This window comes from Thermodesulfobacteriota bacterium, from assembly GCA_026415035.1.
Classification (GTDB): Bacteria; Desulfobacterota; BSN033; order BSN033; family UBA1163; genus RBG-16-49-23.
This window is the reverse complement of sequence record JAOAHX010000002.1, coordinates 85,043-101,261: the sequence shown is the minus strand read 5'-3', so window position 1 is coordinate 101,261 and position 16,219 is coordinate 85,043. Positions and strand designations below refer to the sequence as shown.

The 16,219-nt window shown below is 56.3% G+C and carries 15 protein-coding genes; 4 read left to right on the top strand and 11 right to left on the bottom strand.

Going from position 1 to position 16,219, the window contains the following annotated elements; all coding sequences use genetic code 11:
* Nucleotides 1–20: 20 nt before the first annotated feature.
* Complete coding sequence (locus N3G78_01980; GenBank protein ID MCX8116687.1) at nt 21–260, bottom strand: MoaD/ThiS family protein; 240 nt, start codon at nt 258–260, stop codon at nt 21–23.
* Nucleotides 261–383: 123 nt separating this feature from the next.
* Nucleotides 384–1,424 carry a selenide, water dikinase SelD gene (gene selD / locus N3G78_01975; GenBank protein MCX8116686.1) on the bottom strand — a complete coding sequence of 347 codons (1,041 nt, stop codon included), beginning with the start codon at nt 1,422–1,424 and terminating at the stop codon, nt 384–386.
* Nucleotides 1,425–1,615: 191 nt separating this feature from the next.
* Between selD and N3G78_01970 the strand changes: the two genes are divergently transcribed.
* Entirely contained in the window at nt 1,616–3,007 is a 1,392-nt protein-coding gene (locus tag N3G78_01970; protein ID MCX8116685.1) for an amidophosphoribosyltransferase, read from the top strand.
* Here N3G78_01970 and N3G78_01965 read toward each other — a convergent pair.
* The 5 genes from N3G78_01965 to N3G78_01945 form a co-directional block, all read right to left on the bottom strand.
* Nucleotides 3,004–3,318: a DUF192 domain-containing protein gene (locus N3G78_01965; GenBank protein ID MCX8116684.1), complete on the bottom strand. Its 315-nt coding sequence runs from the start codon at nt 3,316–3,318 to the stop codon at nt 3,004–3,006. The two genes, N3G78_01970 and N3G78_01965, sit on opposite strands and share 4 nt — an antisense overlap.
* A gap of 97 nt (nt 3,319–3,415) precedes the next feature.
* On the bottom strand, nt 3,416–3,646 hold the full coding sequence (locus N3G78_01960; protein MCX8116683.1) for a hypothetical protein: 231 nt from the start codon (nt 3,644–3,646) through the stop codon (nt 3,416–3,418).
* Between the two features lie 97 nt (nt 3,647–3,743).
* The gene (locus tag N3G78_01955) at nt 3,744–4,028 is read right to left on the bottom strand and encodes a hypothetical protein (GenBank protein MCX8116682.1); all 285 of its coding nucleotides are present in this window, start codon (nt 4,026–4,028) and stop codon (nt 3,744–3,746) included.
* A gap of 68 nt (nt 4,029–4,096) precedes the next feature.
* Nucleotides 4,097–5,626 carry a hybrid sensor histidine kinase/response regulator gene (locus N3G78_01950; protein ID MCX8116681.1) on the bottom strand — a complete coding sequence of 510 codons (1,530 nt, stop codon included), beginning with the start codon at nt 5,624–5,626 and terminating at the stop codon, nt 4,097–4,099.
* A gap of 65 nt (nt 5,627–5,691) precedes the next feature.
* The gene (locus tag N3G78_01945) at nt 5,692–6,765 is read right to left on the bottom strand and encodes a transglycosylase SLT domain-containing protein (protein MCX8116680.1); all 1,074 of its coding nucleotides are present in this window, start codon (nt 6,763–6,765) and stop codon (nt 5,692–5,694) included.
* A 111-nt stretch (nt 6,766–6,876) separates the two neighbouring features.
* Between N3G78_01945 and N3G78_01940 the strand changes: the two genes are divergently transcribed.
* The 3 genes from N3G78_01940 to rbsK are packed head-to-tail and all read left to right on the top strand — an operon-like array spanning nt 6,877 to nt 9,987.
* Nucleotides 6,877–8,076 (top strand): ChaN family lipoprotein, encoded by a 1,200-nt coding sequence (locus N3G78_01940; protein ID MCX8116679.1) that lies wholly within the window; start codon nt 6,877–6,879, stop codon nt 8,074–8,076.
* A 41-nt stretch (nt 8,077–8,117) separates the two neighbouring features.
* Entirely contained in the window at nt 8,118–9,047 is a 930-nt protein-coding gene (locus N3G78_01935; protein ID MCX8116678.1) for a nucleoside hydrolase, read from the top strand.
* A 19-nt stretch (nt 9,048–9,066) separates the two neighbouring features.
* Complete coding sequence (gene rbsK, locus N3G78_01930; protein ID MCX8116677.1) at nt 9,067–9,987, top strand: ribokinase; 921 nt, start codon at nt 9,067–9,069, stop codon at nt 9,985–9,987.
* Between the two features lie 50 nt (nt 9,988–10,037).
* Here the strand turns inward: rbsK and N3G78_01925 are convergent, their stop codons facing one another.
* From N3G78_01925 to N3G78_01910, 4 genes are read right to left on the bottom strand one after another with little or no spacing between them, the layout of a single operon-like run.
* Nucleotides 10,038–11,618 carry a tetratricopeptide repeat protein gene (locus N3G78_01925; GenBank protein ID MCX8116676.1) on the bottom strand — a complete coding sequence of 527 codons (1,581 nt, stop codon included), beginning with the start codon at nt 11,616–11,618 and terminating at the stop codon, nt 10,038–10,040.
* Nucleotides 11,615–12,391 carry a polysaccharide deacetylase family protein gene (locus N3G78_01920; GenBank protein ID MCX8116675.1) on the bottom strand — a complete coding sequence of 259 codons (777 nt, stop codon included), beginning with the start codon at nt 12,389–12,391 and terminating at the stop codon, nt 11,615–11,617. Before N3G78_01920 ends, N3G78_01925 begins: the two co-directional genes overlap by 4 nt.
* Entirely contained in the window at nt 12,388–14,808 is a 2,421-nt protein-coding gene (locus tag N3G78_01915; GenBank protein MCX8116674.1) for a tetratricopeptide repeat protein, read from the bottom strand. Before N3G78_01915 ends, N3G78_01920 begins: the two co-directional genes overlap by 4 nt.
* Complete coding sequence (locus N3G78_01910) at nt 14,805–16,082, bottom strand: glycosyltransferase family 2 protein (GenBank protein ID MCX8116673.1); 1,278 nt, start codon at nt 16,080–16,082, stop codon at nt 14,805–14,807. Before N3G78_01910 ends, N3G78_01915 begins: the two co-directional genes overlap by 4 nt.
* Nucleotides 16,083–16,219: the final 137 nt, after the last annotated feature.

The window sequence follows — 16,219 nt, the reverse complement described above, 5'->3', positions numbered from 1 at the left end:
GGCCGATTCCCCCGAAGAAATCACCCGCCCGCCACCGGAGGGAAGATCGAAACCACATCCCCTGCCTTCAACAGTTGCCCTTTCTTGCCGTGGACCCCATTGACCAGGATGATTTTGGGAATCTCCTCGGGGATCTTCAACCGATCCAAAACGTCCTGAACCGTCGTCTGCCCGTCGATCTCCAGCCGGCACGAAAACCTGCCGCTTCCCTTCGGAAGGTAATCCCTCAAGGTCGCGAAGAGTTTGACTTCGATTTCCATAATCCTCACGTCCCCCTGGGCTTCGCCTCTTGGGTTACTCGGCTCGACCGACTCCCCTTTTTGGCTTCCCTTTCAATGCCCGTTTAAATTCAATATAAGGCGGAAAGGGGCGGTTCCACAAGATCAGACGAGGAGGATCCTCCCCTCGGGCTCGGCCACGACCTCCCCGATGAGAGCCGTCTCGAGGTGTCCTTGCGTCTTCAATGCGTTTATGAGCCCCTCTGCTTGATCCCCTGGGAGGGAGATGAGAAGCCCTCCGGAGGTTTGGGGATCATAAAGGAGGTCCAAGAGGATTTCCGAGACACCCCTTGCTTTTTCGACCTTGCAAGAGAAGAACTGCCGATTCGCTTGGGCCCCACCAGGGACGAGGCCACACCGGGCATATTCGAGGGCCTCCGGAAAGACCGGGATCGCCTCGGACCGGAGGACGAGGCCGACCCGGCTGGCGGTGGCCATCTCGAGGGCATGGCCGATCAGACCGAACCCCGTGATATCGGTACAGGCGTGGGCCCCGAACTGGATCATCCTTTCGGAAGCCTCTCGATTCAGCGTGCTCATGCTCCGGATGATCTTCCTCACCGCCTCCTCAGAGGCCATCCCCCCTTTGAGGGCCGTGGCGATGATGCCTGTGCCGAGGGGTTTGGTCAAGACCAAACGGTCCCCGACCTCGGCCTTGGCGTTGGTGAGAATCTTTCTGGGGTCGATCGTTCCCGTAACGGCCAGGCCGTATTTGATCTCCGGGTCCTCGATGGAATGCCCCCCCACCAAGGCCACACCCGCCTCGTTCATCTTGGATAGCCCCCCGAGGAGGATCTCTCTCAAAACGGAAGAGGGCATCGTTTTGATCGGAAACGCCACCAGGTTCATCCCGGTCAGAGGCGTGCCGCCCATGGCATAGACATCGCTCAAGGCATTGGCCACGGCGATCTGGCCAAAGGCAAAGGGATCATCGACAATGGGGGTGAAGAAATCCGCGGTCTGGACCAGCGCGATCTCCTCGGTCAACTGGAACACCCCCGCATCGTCCGAGGTCTCCAATCCGACGAGCACCCTCGGATCCTTCGGAAGGGGCAAGGCCTTTAGGATCTGATCCAGATCCTCTGGACCGATCTTGGCCGCTCAGCCCGCCTTCTTCACCGTGGCCGTCAAACGCACCTCGCTCATCCTCGTCCATCCCTCTTGGAAACCGTGAACCTCCCTATAAGACCCATTTTAATCTCTCCGGAGAAAAAATCAAATCGGATCTGGAAACGGAGCGATGGGAATTGGCGGAGGGTCTCCGCTCATTGACAACGGAAAAAGGTTCGGTTATGGGCTTCATGGAGCTTCAAGAGGCCTTCTTCTGAGGGAAAGGCATGAGCGGGGTTTTCGGGGTGATCATGAAGAGGCATTGCGCGGACACCCTCCTTTACGGGACCGATTATCATTCCCATATGGGAACCGAATATGGGGGGATGGCCGTCCTGGGCAGGCGGTTCTATCGTTCCATCCACGATATCCGAAAGAGCCAGTTCAAATCCAAATTTTATGACGATTATAAACAGATGAGGGGCACCATGGGGATCGGGGTGATCAGCGATCGAGATCCACAGCCCCTGATCATCGGATCCAAATTTGGCCATTTCGCCATCGTCATGGCAGGGCTCATCGAAAATGTAAAGGATTTGGCCTCCGAACTCCTGAAAGAGGGAGAGACCTTCGGCGAGATGTCAAGCGGTGGCATCAATTCGGTGGAATTGATTGCCAAGCTCATCACTCGGGGGCGCACCCTCCTGGAAGGGATCGAGGCCGTCTATGACCGGATCGAAGGCTCCGCCTCCCTCCTCCTCCTGAAGAGGGAGGGGATTTATGCGGCCCGCGACCGGCTGGGTCGCACCCCTCTGGTGGTGGGAGAGAGGGAGGGGGAATATGCCATCGCCACCGAAACTTGCTCCTTCCTCAACTTGGGGTTTCAAATCAAAAAATATCTTGACCCCGGGGAGGTCGTCTTCGTCGGAAAATCTGGGCTCGAGGAGGTATCGAAAGGCCAGAAGAGGCAGCGGGTCTGTGCCTTTCTTTGGATCTATACCGGGTATCCGGCTTCGGCTTACGAAGGCATCAGCGTGGAGCTCGTCCGGGAGCGGTGTGGAAGGGCGCTGGCCCGAAGGGACGAGATCGAGGCCGACCTTGTGGCAGGGGTTCCCGATTCCGGGGTGGGCCATGCCATCGGATATGCCATGGAATCGGGTCTCCCCTTCCGCAGACCTTTGGTAAAATACACCCCCGGTTACGGACGGAGTTACACCCCTCCCTCCCAGGAGATCCGCGATCTGGTCGCCACGATGAAACTCATCCCCGTCCGGTCGGTGATCGAGGGAAACCGGATCGTCCTCTGCGAAGACTCCATCGTGAGGGGGACCCAGCTGAAAAACTATACGATTAAAAAGCTCTGGGATTCGGGGGCCAGGGAGGTCCACGTGCGACCGGCCTGTCCGCCCCTGCTCTTCCCCTGCCGGTTCGCCCTGTCGACCCGTTCCACCAAAGAACTGGTCGCCCGGAAGGCCATTGAGGCGATCGAAGGCCGGGAGGTGGAAGACGTGAGGGAGTACACCGACCCCCGATCGAAAAGCTATGAACGGATGGTCGAATGGATTCGTAAGGAACTCGGGGCCACGACGCTGAGATACCAGAGGATCGAAGACATGGTGGAGGCCATCGGCCTCCCGCGGGAGAAGCTCTGCCTCTATTGCTGGTTGGGGGAAGATTAATTCGAAAATCTCACCACATCCCCCACCCTCACCCCTCTCTTTTTGAACCATCCCCGATTCATCTCAAGGGCATAGAGGATCGGCTTGGGCGGGGTATGGGACGTCAGGGTCAGGGGTTCCATGTCCGCGATCTTGACGACCCGCCCGTCTTTGTCGATGAAGGCGATGCTGAGCGGGATGAGCGTATTCTTCATCCAGAAGCTATGGTACCCCTCTTCTTCAAAGACGAAGAGCATCCCCTCATCCTCTCCCAGATGCCTTCTTCCCATCAACCCCTTCGCCCTTTCTTCCGGCCTTCGGGCGACTTCCACCCATATTTCCCATCCATGGATGTATAAAGGGACCTTCGGAAGGGACTCGGAAAAAGAGAGGGAGGTTGAAAAAAGCCATCCCAAACAGAGGCAGAGACTAATCCTTCGGCCCCGAGAGAGGTTTCCTCTGCACATCCCAAGCTCCTTCTTCCATCAGATCGGCCAGCCTTCGAATCTCGTCGCGGATTTTGGCGGTATTCCACTGAATGAAGAGGACCCAGAGCGGGAGGAGCAGCCAGATGACCAGCAGGATCCCGAGAAAGACGAGCAATGCGACCCCGAGCCCGAAAGGGAGATCTTTAAAGAACTGATCCAAAAATGCATCCATCCTTCTTCAGCGCCTCCTTCTATGGGAGTGGAGGATCGAAAGCCCTTCGACGGCCGTTGGATCACGCCAAGGGGTGGGCCTCGACGCCGTCCGACCTTCACCGCTGGGATTCCCCACCCAAGCTCTTCTTCAGCCTCTCGTTGATCTTGAGGATCTCGTTGACATCCGAGCCGGTGATCTCCCAAGAGTAATTCTCCTTACCGTCCCGCTTCAATCGGATCTTCACCTCAGGAGGAAGCGGCTCGATCTTCTCCACCTTCTCCTTCTCCACCACCACCTTGGGCGGGGGTCCGGCGGGCGGCTCCTTCGGGGCAGAGGAGGGCCTCCCCTCGCAGGACAGGAGAAGGAAGAGGAAACCCAAGCACAAAAGTAAGTTCCGCATCGTCGCCCCCTCAAGACTTGGGGATGAGTGGCATCCCTCGTTCCCTTTCCCCAGGCTCACCTCTCCGGTCACTCCGCCTTGATGAGGTGCCGACAGCCCTTGAGGAAGTCCTCCTTCGAAAGGGCATCCTGGGGGAAAGAATAGGTTTTAAACTGGACCTCCGCCCCCTTGGGGAGATATCCCCCTTGGGTCAGTTTGACTTGGATCCTTTCACCGATCTCCCTGGCCAGACGATCGTCGATGAAGCTGAAGAGGTAGATGAGATGGCCTGAGAAGGGAACGACGATGTCGACCGTCCGGACCATCTTCTGGATGGCATACTTGACGCTCCCCAAGACCTCGTGACTCAACAGGAGCTCCCGCTTGAGCCTCGGATCCCACAATCGGATCTGGATGACCGAAAAGGAGAGCCCGTCTCGCTCGGCCTCGTTCAACATCGGCTCGATCAAGAGCCGAAAAATGTTGCCCACCTGAAGGAGAGGAAGGGTGAAGACGATGTTGGTCCCGCTCCCCAGACGGCTCTCCGCATGGATGGCCCCCCGATGTCCCTCGATGATCTCTTTGGTAATCGCCAGACCCAGACCCGACCCCATGGAGACCCCGGTCTGGCCCTGGTAAAATCGGTCGAAGATCCGCGGCAGATCCTCCGGGGGAATCCCGATCCCCGTATCGCTCACCACCACCTTCAGATAGTCCCGCCTTTCGGTGACCCCTCGCGTATCGATCGTGATCTTCCCCCCGGCCGGGGTGAACTTGATCCCGTTGTTGAGAAGGTTGATGAAGACCTCCACCAGACGGTTCCGATCGATCAACACCAGGGGGATTTCCGGATCGATCCGGTTCTCGAGGGCAATCCGCTTCTCTTCGAGGGTATGGGCGAGCGTCATCGAGGCATCTTCCACCACCTCGATCAGCCGGGCGGGTTCAAATTTCAACTGGAGGCCTTTGCCGGATTCGATTCTCGAAAAATCGAGGAGGGTATCGATGAGGTTCGTCAGCCGCAATATATTCTTGTGGGCGATCCCCAAATATTCCTTCTGGTCCTCCGTCAAGGGGCCCCCGTGTCCTTCGAGCATCAGGGAGATAAATTCCTTGATGACGGTGAGGGGGGTCCGGAGCTCGTGAGAGACGCTCGAGACAAAAAGGGATTTCAGGTTGTCAAGCCGCTTGAGGTCTTCGTTCGCCCTCTCCAATTCCATCGACTTCTGTCGCAACTCTCGGAGAAGGCCCTTCTCCCGGAGCAACCGATTCAACTTGGCCCTGAGCTCATCCAGGGTGAAGGGCTTGGTCAGGTAATCCGTCGCCCCTGCTTCGACCACATCGGTAAAGGTGTAGGAGGCCCCATGGCCTGTCATGGCAACGATGGGAATCTCCGGAAATTCCGATCGGACCTCCCTCATCAACCCAAAACCGTCCATCCCCGGCATCTTGATGTCGGTGAGCAAGATGGTGAAGGCCTCCTGTCTCAATCGTTCCAATGCCTCCAGGCCGTTTTGAACCGTAACGGCTTCGAATCCCAACTGGGTCACATAGGAGGCCACCATATCCCGAACGAGGGATTCGTCTTCGACGATCAGGATCTTCTCCTTCTCTGGCACGGAACGACAACCTCCGGAAACAAGGATAGGCCTTTTCGCCAAGAAATTCAACCCGACCAACGGGCCTATTTCCTTTGAACCTCCTTTTGCCACTGGGAGAAGAAGCCCAGGAACCGCTCCGAGGTCCCTTGGGGCAGATTGAGAAAGTGGTGACCCGTGGGAATGGACTCCGCCGAAAAGTGGAGGTTCATCTCCTTGACCTCTTTGTAGGAAGCTCCGATGGCCTTGGCCACTTCGATCAGGGGGAGAGGTTGCGATAGCTCGATCTGGACCCGCTCCAGACGGAGAGGCTCATAGAGGTCCTCCTCGTCCAGATGGAAACCGAACCTTCCGGGATCGGAGAGGATCAGCTTGGCTACCGCAATCTTGTAGACATATCGTTCGGTCTCAAGGGGGAGATCGAGAGAGTAGTAACGGGTGGTTTTCTGAAGGTCGATCTCCTGTCGTATCCGTTTTTCCCCGGCATTGTAGGCCGCCAAGGCTAGGGACCAGCTTCCGAACTCCTCATAGAGCGCCTTCAGATAATTCAAGGCCCCTTCGGTGGCCTTGAAAAAATCGAATCGCTCGTCAAGCCCCTTGGTCCTTCTCATCCCATACTTCTCCCCTGTCGTTGGAATGAATTGCCAAATCCCAGCCGCTCCGGCGGAGGAGACCGCATAGGGTCTGAGAGCGCTCTCAACGATGGTGACATACTTGAGATCGCTGGGAAGATTCATCTCCTTGAGCCGTTTTTCGATCAACGGGAAGTACCGCCTGGCCCGTTTCATCCAAAGGAGGATCTGGGCGTGGTTGTCGAGGGCGATGAGGAATTCCCGGTCGAGATTTTCCCAGACCGATCGCTCTTCGAGAGGGATCCTCTCCCCGCATAGGGTCACCTCCCGCGGTAGTTTATAAGAGGTCAGGGGAGGTCGGATCTGGAGGCTCCGCAAGGCGTTGCGAAGCGCCTCCACCTCGGTGTAAAGTTGGGAGAGGGTGGCTTCAAGGGTCGCGATCCTCTCGGTCAAAGCCCTGACGGTTTCCTGGGATCTCTGTAGGGAAACCCCTTCAGATGGGCCCGGAGGGGTCTGACCGATCGCAAAGCTCCCCCCTCCCAAGAGGATGAAGCAAACCCATCCGATCACGAACAGCCCCTTTCTCATATCCTTCTCTCCTCCGAGGGCGACTTCAAAAGATGGATATCATAATTCCCCTCGGCCTTCAAGGAGAGGCCTCCTCCTTCGACTACCCGTGGTCTATCCGAGGATGTTATAATGAATTTAATGAAATCCCCGGGCCTTCTCCTCACCGCCTTTCTTCCCCTCCTCTTTCTCAGTTGTTTGAAACCCTCTCCCCCTTCCTGGGTTGCGAAGATCTCGCTTAACCCCCCTCCCCCTCATGCGGAGGAGATCTTCAGGCTCTCGGATGGCGGGAGGCTCTCCTTTCCGCAATTGATGGAAGAGTTGCGAGGGGCAAGGGTGATCTTCACCGGAGAATCCCACGATCAGATGGAGCATCACCAGATCCAGAGGAGGATCATCCGGGCGCTTGTGGACCAGGGAAAAGCGGTCGTCATCGCCATGGAGATGTTCCAGAGGCCCCAACAACCCCTCCTCGATCGGTGGACCAAGGGGCTTCTCAGCGAGGAGGAGTTTCTCCGCCAGATAGAGTGGGAGACCACGTGGGGGATGGATTATCGGCTCTACAAAGGCCTCCTCGACGAGGCGAGGGACCGGGGTCTCAAGGTCCTTGCCCTCAATGTCCCGAGGGAACTGGTGAGGAAAGCCGCCCAGGGAGGAATCGATAGCCTTTCGGAAGAAGAGAGGAAGGGCCTTCCGGAGATGGACCTTGGCCACCCGCTCCACCGCAGCTACATCGAATCCATCTACCGGGGTCACGAAGGCGGACTGGCGAAAGATTTCGAACGGTTCTATCTTGCCCAGGTCCTCTGGGATGAAGGGATGGCCGAAACCCTCTCGAACTTTCTAAGCTCTCCCGAGGGAGAGGGAAAGACGATCGTCGTGATCGCTGGCGCCGGCCATATCATCTATCGGTTCGGGATCCCCGAGCGGTTCTTCCGGAGGTCCCCTCTTCCCTACAAGACGATCCTCTTAAGAGAATGGGGCAAAGAGATCCAGAAGGACCCGATGTTCTCCCAAATCTCCCGCCCCCCGGCTGACTATCTCTGGCTCACCCACCCTTCTGCACCTGAGAAGAGGAGGCCGCGGATCGGCCTCGTTCTTAAGGCCTCGGAAACCCCGGGCGTGCTCATCGAACGGATCTTGCCCGATAGCCCCGCAGAAAAGGCAGGGCTGCTTCCTGGCGATAGGATCCTCCGGGTGAATGAACAGGAAATCCTGAGATTGCAGGACCTCCATGACGCCGTGACCCGGACCGGATCGGGAAAAGGGATCCTCTTCTTGATCCTCCGGGAGGGAAAGCCCATGGAGATTTCGGTCTCCCCCCATCCCTGAAGGGCGGGCCCGAGACCGGAATTTTTTTCAGAGGAGGCCCGATGGCCAAGAAAGTGATCATCGACTGTGACGTCGGCGTGGACGATGCCCTCGCCCTGATCCTCGCCTTCCATTCCCCTGAGCTGGAGGTCTTAGCGGTGAGCGGCGTGAACGGGAACGTCCCGCTGGAGGCGGTCTTTGAAAACATCCAGAAGGTCCTCGCCCTGATCCGACCGGATCACAAACCGCTCATCGCTAAGGGGGCGGACCGCCCCCTGAAAGGCAGGGCCCTATACGCCCATTCGGTTCACGGGAAGACGGGATTGGGCGAGGCCACGCTCGACTTCAAAGGGGACGAGACGTGGTGGAGCCTCTTTCCCGGACCTGCAGACGAACTCTTCACCCGTATGGCCCGGCGACATCCTCGAGAAGTGACCCTCATCGCCATCGGACCGCCCACCAACCTAGCTTTGGCAATGGAGAAGGACCCGGAGGGGATGAAACTTCTCCGAGAGATCGTCCTCATGGGAGGGGCGGTCCGGACGCGGGGCAATGTGACCCCTTTTGCTGAATTCAATATCTACTCCGATCCAGTAGCCGCTCAAATTGTTTTCGAATCGGGAATTCCGACCACGTTGGTTCCCCTCGATGTCACGCACCAGGTCTTTCTCACCCCCGAGGCGATGGAGGAAAGGATCCGACCCATTGGAACTCCCTTCTCCCAGTTCCTCATGGAGGCCACGGGCTACGACCCCAAGGCCAGGAGGTTCCGAAACAGGGAGAGGGTCTTCCTTCACGACCCCCTCGCGGTCGGCGTCGTGATCGATCCCGGACTGGCCACAAAGGAAAAACTCCGCCTCTGCGTCCAAACCGAAGAAGGAGAGGGTTGGGGAAGGATCACGGAAGGGAGACAGGGGCCGGAGCTTGGGGTCTGTCTCGGAGTGGAGAGAGAGCGGTTTTTAAGCCTTTTCATCTCAAGGTTGAACCCTTGATCCCCTTGGAGGCGGGAGGATGTCGAACCTCGTTCTCGTCGTCGGCAGTTCGAACGTGGACTTCATCCTGAGGGTCCCCCGCTTTAACCGCCCCGGAGAGACCCTCCGGGCCGAGGGCCTTGCGACCGTCTTCGGCGGAAAGGGCGCCAATCAGGCCATCGCCGCAAAACTGCTGGGCGCCGAGGTCGCCCTGATCACCCGCTTGGGCAACGACCATTACGGAAAAGCCTATCGCCGCTACCTGGTCGAAAAGGGTCTCGACCCGAAGACGATCTTTCTGGACCGGAAGGTCCCCACGGGGATGGCCTTCATCGAGCTTGACCCGAAAGGGGAGAACAGGATCGTCGTCTTTCAGGGATCCAATGCCCAACTCTCGGTGGAAGACATCAGGCGATGCACCCCCTTTTTTCCGAAGGCACGCCTCCTCGTCCTTCAGCTGGAGGTCCCTCTCGATGTCGTATCCCTGAGCCTGGACATAGCCAAAACTCACGGCCTCCTCACGCTACTCAACCCCTCCCCCGCCCACCCGCTTTCAGGGGAGGTCCTCGCCAAGATCGACTACCTCGTGCCCAACGAGCTGGAGGCCCAGGCCCTGGCTGGAATGAGGATGAGGAGCGATCAGGACCTGCCGAAGATCGCCGAGAGATTATTGAGGATGGGTGTGAAGAATGTGGTGGTCACGCTGGGCCAAAAAGGCCTTTACTTCAAGAACGATAAAGAGGAAATCCGGATGAAGGCCTTCAAGGTGAAGGCGGTCGATACGACGGCCGCAGGCGATGCCTTCTTGGGAGGCCTCTCTTGCGCCCTCTCGGAAGGGGAATCGATCCGAGAGGCATTGAGGTTTGCCAACGCCGCTGGCGCCCTCGCCACCACCAAACTGGGCGCCCAACCCTCCTTGCCCTCGAGAAAAGAGCTCGAGGCTTTTATCAAAGGTCCGTGACCTTCTTTCCTTTAAAATCATCTGGGAGAGGGAGGAAAAGGCCCTGGGCTCTAAAAATGAGCCTTTAACCCTAAAGTGAATTGATAATATTTGAAACCCGAGGCGGCCCCCAAAGCGTCGTTTCCGGCCTCGGTGGCCAAAAGGAGGTCGAACCTCTTTCCGATACGATACTGGAAGTTCCCTGCTCCGCCAACGATAAGATCGTGATGCGGGGTCCCGTATCGCCGAAAGGATTGATACCCCACATATGGTTCGAGAAGGAGGGCATAGCGATCTCCCTCAAACCCCAAAGTGACCAAGAGTTGATGGGAAAGGAAACGATCCGGATCGAAGTACCCCCTTCGGGTCTGCCTCTCGAAATCGAGATACCTGAAGCGATAACCCAGGACAAACCTCGGGTCTTTCTGCAGGAGGATATACCGGGGAATCAACTGAACATCGTGGGAATGGTTGCGGTCCGAATAATCCCGATAAGTGTAGCTACCATAGAAGGAAATACCCTCTCCCAGGTTCTGGGAGCATTGTAAGCTCCCTTGAGTGACCCGGATTCGATTCTCGATTAACTGGGCGGTATCCACCAATACGGCACGAGAAACCCTCGCCCCGATCGTCCCGCGGAAAAGATCCACATCGACGTTGAGACCGCCGGCCAAGTAATGATCCGACTCCCGATGACGGAGTTGCGTAACCCCCATTCCCCCTCCTACCCTCAGGGATTCAAAGGGCTTCGAATAGACGCTAAAAGAAACCTCCTCGCTCTGGTGGTCCCTGAACTTGTCTCGGGCATGGGTTTCCGTCAGATGGAGGGCCACCTCCCAAGAATCGATCCATCCCCCTCCGGAGAGGGCGAATCGTAGCAGTCGGTTGTGATCCGAATCGCTATAGAATTGAGAACGTCCTTCTAAGAAAGGAGCCGTTCTTTTCCTGATCTCCTCCCGAATCTTTGCTAATTCCCTCTCCTGGTAAGGGTAATTGGGCCTCAACAGGGACGCGCTCTCTTGAGCTCCCTTCCGATCCCCCCGGAGCAGCAGGGCGTAGGTCAACCCCAGGCGGATATCGAAGTCCTCTTTCTCTCTCAACAACTCGTGGTAAAGAGAAATGGCCCTTCGAAACTCTCCCCTCCATCTCCACACATTGGCCTGAATGAATCGGGCCTCTCGATGGGCAGGGTATTTTTGTAAGACGGAATCGGCTTCTCTTAAGGCGTCTCGGAATCGTCCTGCCCAGGAGAGGCAGCGGGCCAAATGAATCCTTGCATCGAGATGGTCGGGATTGGCTCGGAGGATCTCGGAGAGCAGATCCATCGCTTCTTTAAGATACCCCCCCCAGGAGAGGTGAAGGGCCATCTGGAATCTCTCCTCCTCCGTGAAACCCATCCGATGGAGGGAGAGGGCTTTGAGATACTCTTCTCCTGCCTTTCTAAAATCTTCCCGAATTGCCCATGCCCGGCCCAACTCGTAATGGCGCCTCGCCCCTTCCCTGTCCTCCTGGGACGATCTTAGGACCGGGGGATGGGTTTCGATCCCTTTTCCGTAGGGTCCTTCCCCGGACACCTCCCCCGGTGTGTCAGCCCCGCAGAGGGAGGTCTTCCAGAGAAGGAGGAGCCCGATGACCCACCCTTTATTCTTCACTGTTCTTTCCTCCCAAGATATTGCTTAAAGGAGACCAGGTCGAGCTTATAATTTATATTTAATCTTGGAATCCGATCCCATCCTGAAGCCCTCTCAAAGAGCCCTTCCTCCGAGGTTAGGAGATACTGAAATCCCACCTTCTTGGCGACCCGGACACTCTGTCGATCAAAATATCCGTAAGGCCAGGCCAAGATTTGAACCCTCCGGCCGGTCTCCCGCTGGGCCACCTCCTGGAATCGCTGCAGGTCGCTCTCCAACCTCGATGCCGATACAGATAGGGCCCCTTTCGAATGATGGAGTTCATAAGTGTGGCATCCCAGTTCCACCAGCCCGGTTTTCAAGAGATATCGGTACTCATCCCAGCTGAGAAGGGGCCGGTTGGTTCCCATAGGAATAAAGGTCCCTACGTGGGCGCCGATGGGGTTCAAAATGGCTTTGAACTGATAGCTCTGGAGCAAAGGGAAGGCGTAATCGATAAAAGAGGCGTATCCGTCATCAAAGGTGATCACGACCTTCCTCTCCAGCTGCTCTTCGGGCAGGGAGGGAACCTCACGAAACAGGAGGGCCTGGTACCCCTCGGAATAGAGCCATTCCATCTGGGCAGCGAATTGAGCGGGGGAGAGGGTGTAGTCGTCTTTGACCGAGTTGGAGATGTCGTGATAGAGCAGAACAGGGATCCTCTTCGTAGGCACCTCCCTGTCCCGTCCCCTCCCGGGAGAGATCAGGAAGGCCCCCAAGGTTCCTTTCAGAAAGTCTCTTCGTGTGAGGGTCATTCGATCCTCTCTGGGATATTGAGCAAATATTTTTGATATTGATGGTAAGCCGGCTTCAGGGCGGTATGATAGGTTGGCTTATCCCATTCCTCCCACGTATAGGCCTTCATCGCATCCCGCCGGAGCCGTTCCGGCAAAGAATCGGTGAGATTCGTTCTCTGCCCGGTAGGTTGGGCGAAGAGGTGACCCCCCTGGGGCCGATAGGAAAAGACCAGGACATGGATGCCCTCCGTCTTTTTCGATTGGGAATTTCCATCTTTCCAAAGCACCCTACGCGAACTGGGATCCGTGAAGAGGAGAAGGCTCCAGGGGAGACGAATTTCGATCCTGTTGTCCACGAAGTAGAAATCCGCCAGGGAGTCATAGTCTGGGTGTTTGGGATCCAAACTCCCGTATCGCAACAGAGAGGTCAAATGGACCCGGGCAGGGAAGAACCTCTTCCCGTCTTTGCTGATTCTCCGGGCGTTGCTCTTATGAAGCATGAGGACCCATTCTCCCTGGTCGGATCTCTGAGGAAGAATCTCCCCTCGATCTTCGTTGAGATACTTATCGTAATCTTTGGAGATGAGCATCCGGCTCTTCTCCTTGCCGGCAAGGTGAATGAGAAACTCCAGTCCGATGGGAAGCCTCACAAGGGTGTTAAGGGGGAGGCCAAATTCTCCTCGATCAGGCTCGATCGTATCGAGCCCCACCAGATAATGGGCCTTCGTAAAATCGACGGGGCCTTGGGTCTCGATAAAGAGGTAGAAGAAGCCTTCGTCGTGTTGAGCCATCACCCTCTTTAAATATCGGGCCTCGTCAAACCCGTCATGAAATTTAAACACCATCTGGTCCGTCTGCTTTTCGTAAAGCAGGAGGCCTTCAAGCCAATCTGCGCGATCCCCCGAGAGATGGACCCTTTTTCTCGGGTAACCAGGATAGGCGGAGAGGAGGCCATAGTTCTCTTCGGCGTCCTGAAGGTTGTACCAATAGGGTTTTCGATCCGAAGGATCGTAATAAGGGAGAAAAAGCCAATTTTTCTTAAACCATTCGTCAAACCAGGAAAACAGGATCCCCCCTGCCATCTTGGCCTGATAAATGGCCCTCATCAATGTCCCGTTGATCTCTCCCTGTTGCCTTTCAGAGTGTCCCCCCTGATGCCATCCCCTGGGATGCCAATGGGCGTTGATCCGGCTGCTCGGGACGCCGAATTCTCCAACGAGAACGGGTTGGCGGCCGTGGTAGGCTTTGAGCTGTTGGAGGTAGGCCAAAAAGGGATGTCCTTCCTGGAGATATCCATTGACCATGAAATCGGGGTAATAGGGGTAGATGTGATAGGTGGCGAAGAACCCGGGTCCCCGAAGCGTCTTGATCTTCGTCAGATCCAGGGTCTCTTCGTCTTCATTTTCGTTGCAGAGGGCCCGATTGACCTTGATCCCCTGAAATTCCAGGTTCTCTTCATAAGTGGATTCCGCCGGATGAATTAGGGGGTCGAGGGTAGGCCAGTTGATTACGCTGACTGGATGGGAGAGGCCATGTCTCTCCTTCTCATAATGCTGCACATAATCCACCATCTCGGTGATCCAAGCCTCGAAGGGGGTCCCCTCTTCAATGGCCAAAAAACTCCCCCGATAGCTTTTGAACCTCCTCTTTTGTCTCTCGTTAAAGCCCTTGACCGCGCAGGGTTCCCATTCTCGGCCAAACAAAAAGGCAAGGGTTAAAGAAGAGACATCGTAGCGATAACGACCGGAAGGCCTTCCCTTCTTCTCCGGAAGGGTCAGCTTCCCATAAATGGCATCCACCGTGTGCCGAACGTTCTCCTGGACTTCCTCCAGATACGAGGACTCGAAAAAATCGTTCTTAGGGGGCAATTCAACCCAGATCCCTTGAATTAAACGGAGTTTCGGAAGGGGACGGTTAAATTGGTAGAGGGCCTCGTAGAACGAAGGGGGGTGGAGCGTGTAGAGGCGAATCGAGTTGATGCCGAGTTCGTAAATCTTCTCGAACCACTTGAGGTAGGTGCCTTTTTCAATGGGAAACTCGCCGGGGAAATAACCGGGCAGCCCCAACCCAAGGTTGATCCCCTTGATGAAGAACTTCTCCCAATGTCCTCCCTCCTCCCTCTCAAGGTAATCGGAAGACGTCCTGACGTTGAACGCCTTGAGAGGAACGGGGGGCTCGATCCCTTCCTCTGATCCGATCTCAAGAAGCTCGAGGGCATGGGAGGCCTTGGCATGATGGGGATCGATTTCGATGGCCTTGTGAAAAGCCCAAAGGGCCTTGGGGCGATTGTCCAATTGGCGATAGGCCATCCCCAGTCCATAATAGGCCTCGGCGCTCGGCCCCCTTTCAAGGGCCCTCAGGAAGAGGTTGATCGCCTCCTGATGATCCCCATTTCGCAGGGCCAAAAACCCGAGGTCTTCCTGCCGAGCCTTCATCTTCCCCCAGGCCTCCTCGACCGAATCCTGGCAAATCGACGTCGGGTGATTCTCCCCCAGCCATTCTTTCCGGACAAAAGTTGAAAGAGGGCCTGGACCCGCCACCAGGCGTTGAGCTGTCGATACCCAAAATTCTCCAGCACGGCATAGACCAACAATTTCAAGAGGGAGCTCCATTTGGGATACCTTCGGTAGGTCATCTCTTCGATCAAGATGGCCCCCACCGAGAGAAACACCCCATAAAGGAGGGCAAAAAGGAGGAAGAGCCAGAACATCCGAAGATTGATCAAATTGAAATAGAAGGAGAGAGCGACTACGCCATAGCCCAGCAATTCGATCCCGGGGCCCAGAAGCTCTATGAAAAAAGTCGTCGGAAAGGCCACCAGTCCAATTTTTCCATACCGGGGATTGAAGAACATCCGCAGATTGGAGAACAGGGTCGTCGCCAACCCCCTCTGCCATCGCCGTCGCTGCCGGGCCAGGATCCTATATCGATCCGGAACTTGGGTCCAGGCAGCCGGTTCCGGAATAAAGGAGATCTGATAAGGCTGTTTTCGCTCTCTCAGCCTCCGATGAAGGCGGACGATTAATTCAAAGTCCTCGGTGACGGTGTCCCTGGCATACCCCCCCACCTCTTGGACCGCCTTTTTTTGAAACACCGAAAAAGCGCCCGAAAGCACAAGGAGACAGCCCAAGGTGCTCCACCCCGTTCGCCCAAAGAGAAAGGAGCGAAGATACTCCACCACCTGGAAAATCAAGATATCCTTCCGAGGCAGATCGATGGTGACAATTCTCCCATCCTCCACGGTGCATCCATCCAGGATGCGGATGATCCCCCCGCTGGCCACCAAGGTTTCCGATTCGAGAAAAGGCTTCATAATTTTTAGCAAAGCGTCTCCCTCGAGAATCGTATCCGCATCGATCGAACAGAAGTAGGGGCTTCGAGCCAGATTGATCCCCACGTTGAGGGCGTCTGATTTCCCCCCCCAAGATTTCTGGATCACGGTGAGGTTTGGATATCTCGGGTTGATATAGAAACCGCTGACGGGCCCGGTGGGAATGACAGGTCGGTAGATCAGATCGACAGGATAGAGATGGTAATGTCGGATGAGTTGCTCCAACGTCTTATCGGTCGAGCCATCGTCGATGACGATCACTTCGTAGGATGGATAATCTAATTTTAACAGGGAACGAACCGTATCCACAATGGTCAACTCTTCATTGTGGGCGGGCACGAGAATGGTGACCGGAGGAGTCACCGGGGAGGAAGCCATTTCTTGATATCCCGCAAAGAGGCTCCTCCTCAATTGTTGAAGAGCGGTGAAGAGGGAGAGGAGGAGCAGGGCAAAATAGATGGTGTTGACGAACCCAAAATAGAAGATCACAAAATAGTTGAACCCAAGGAGGATCG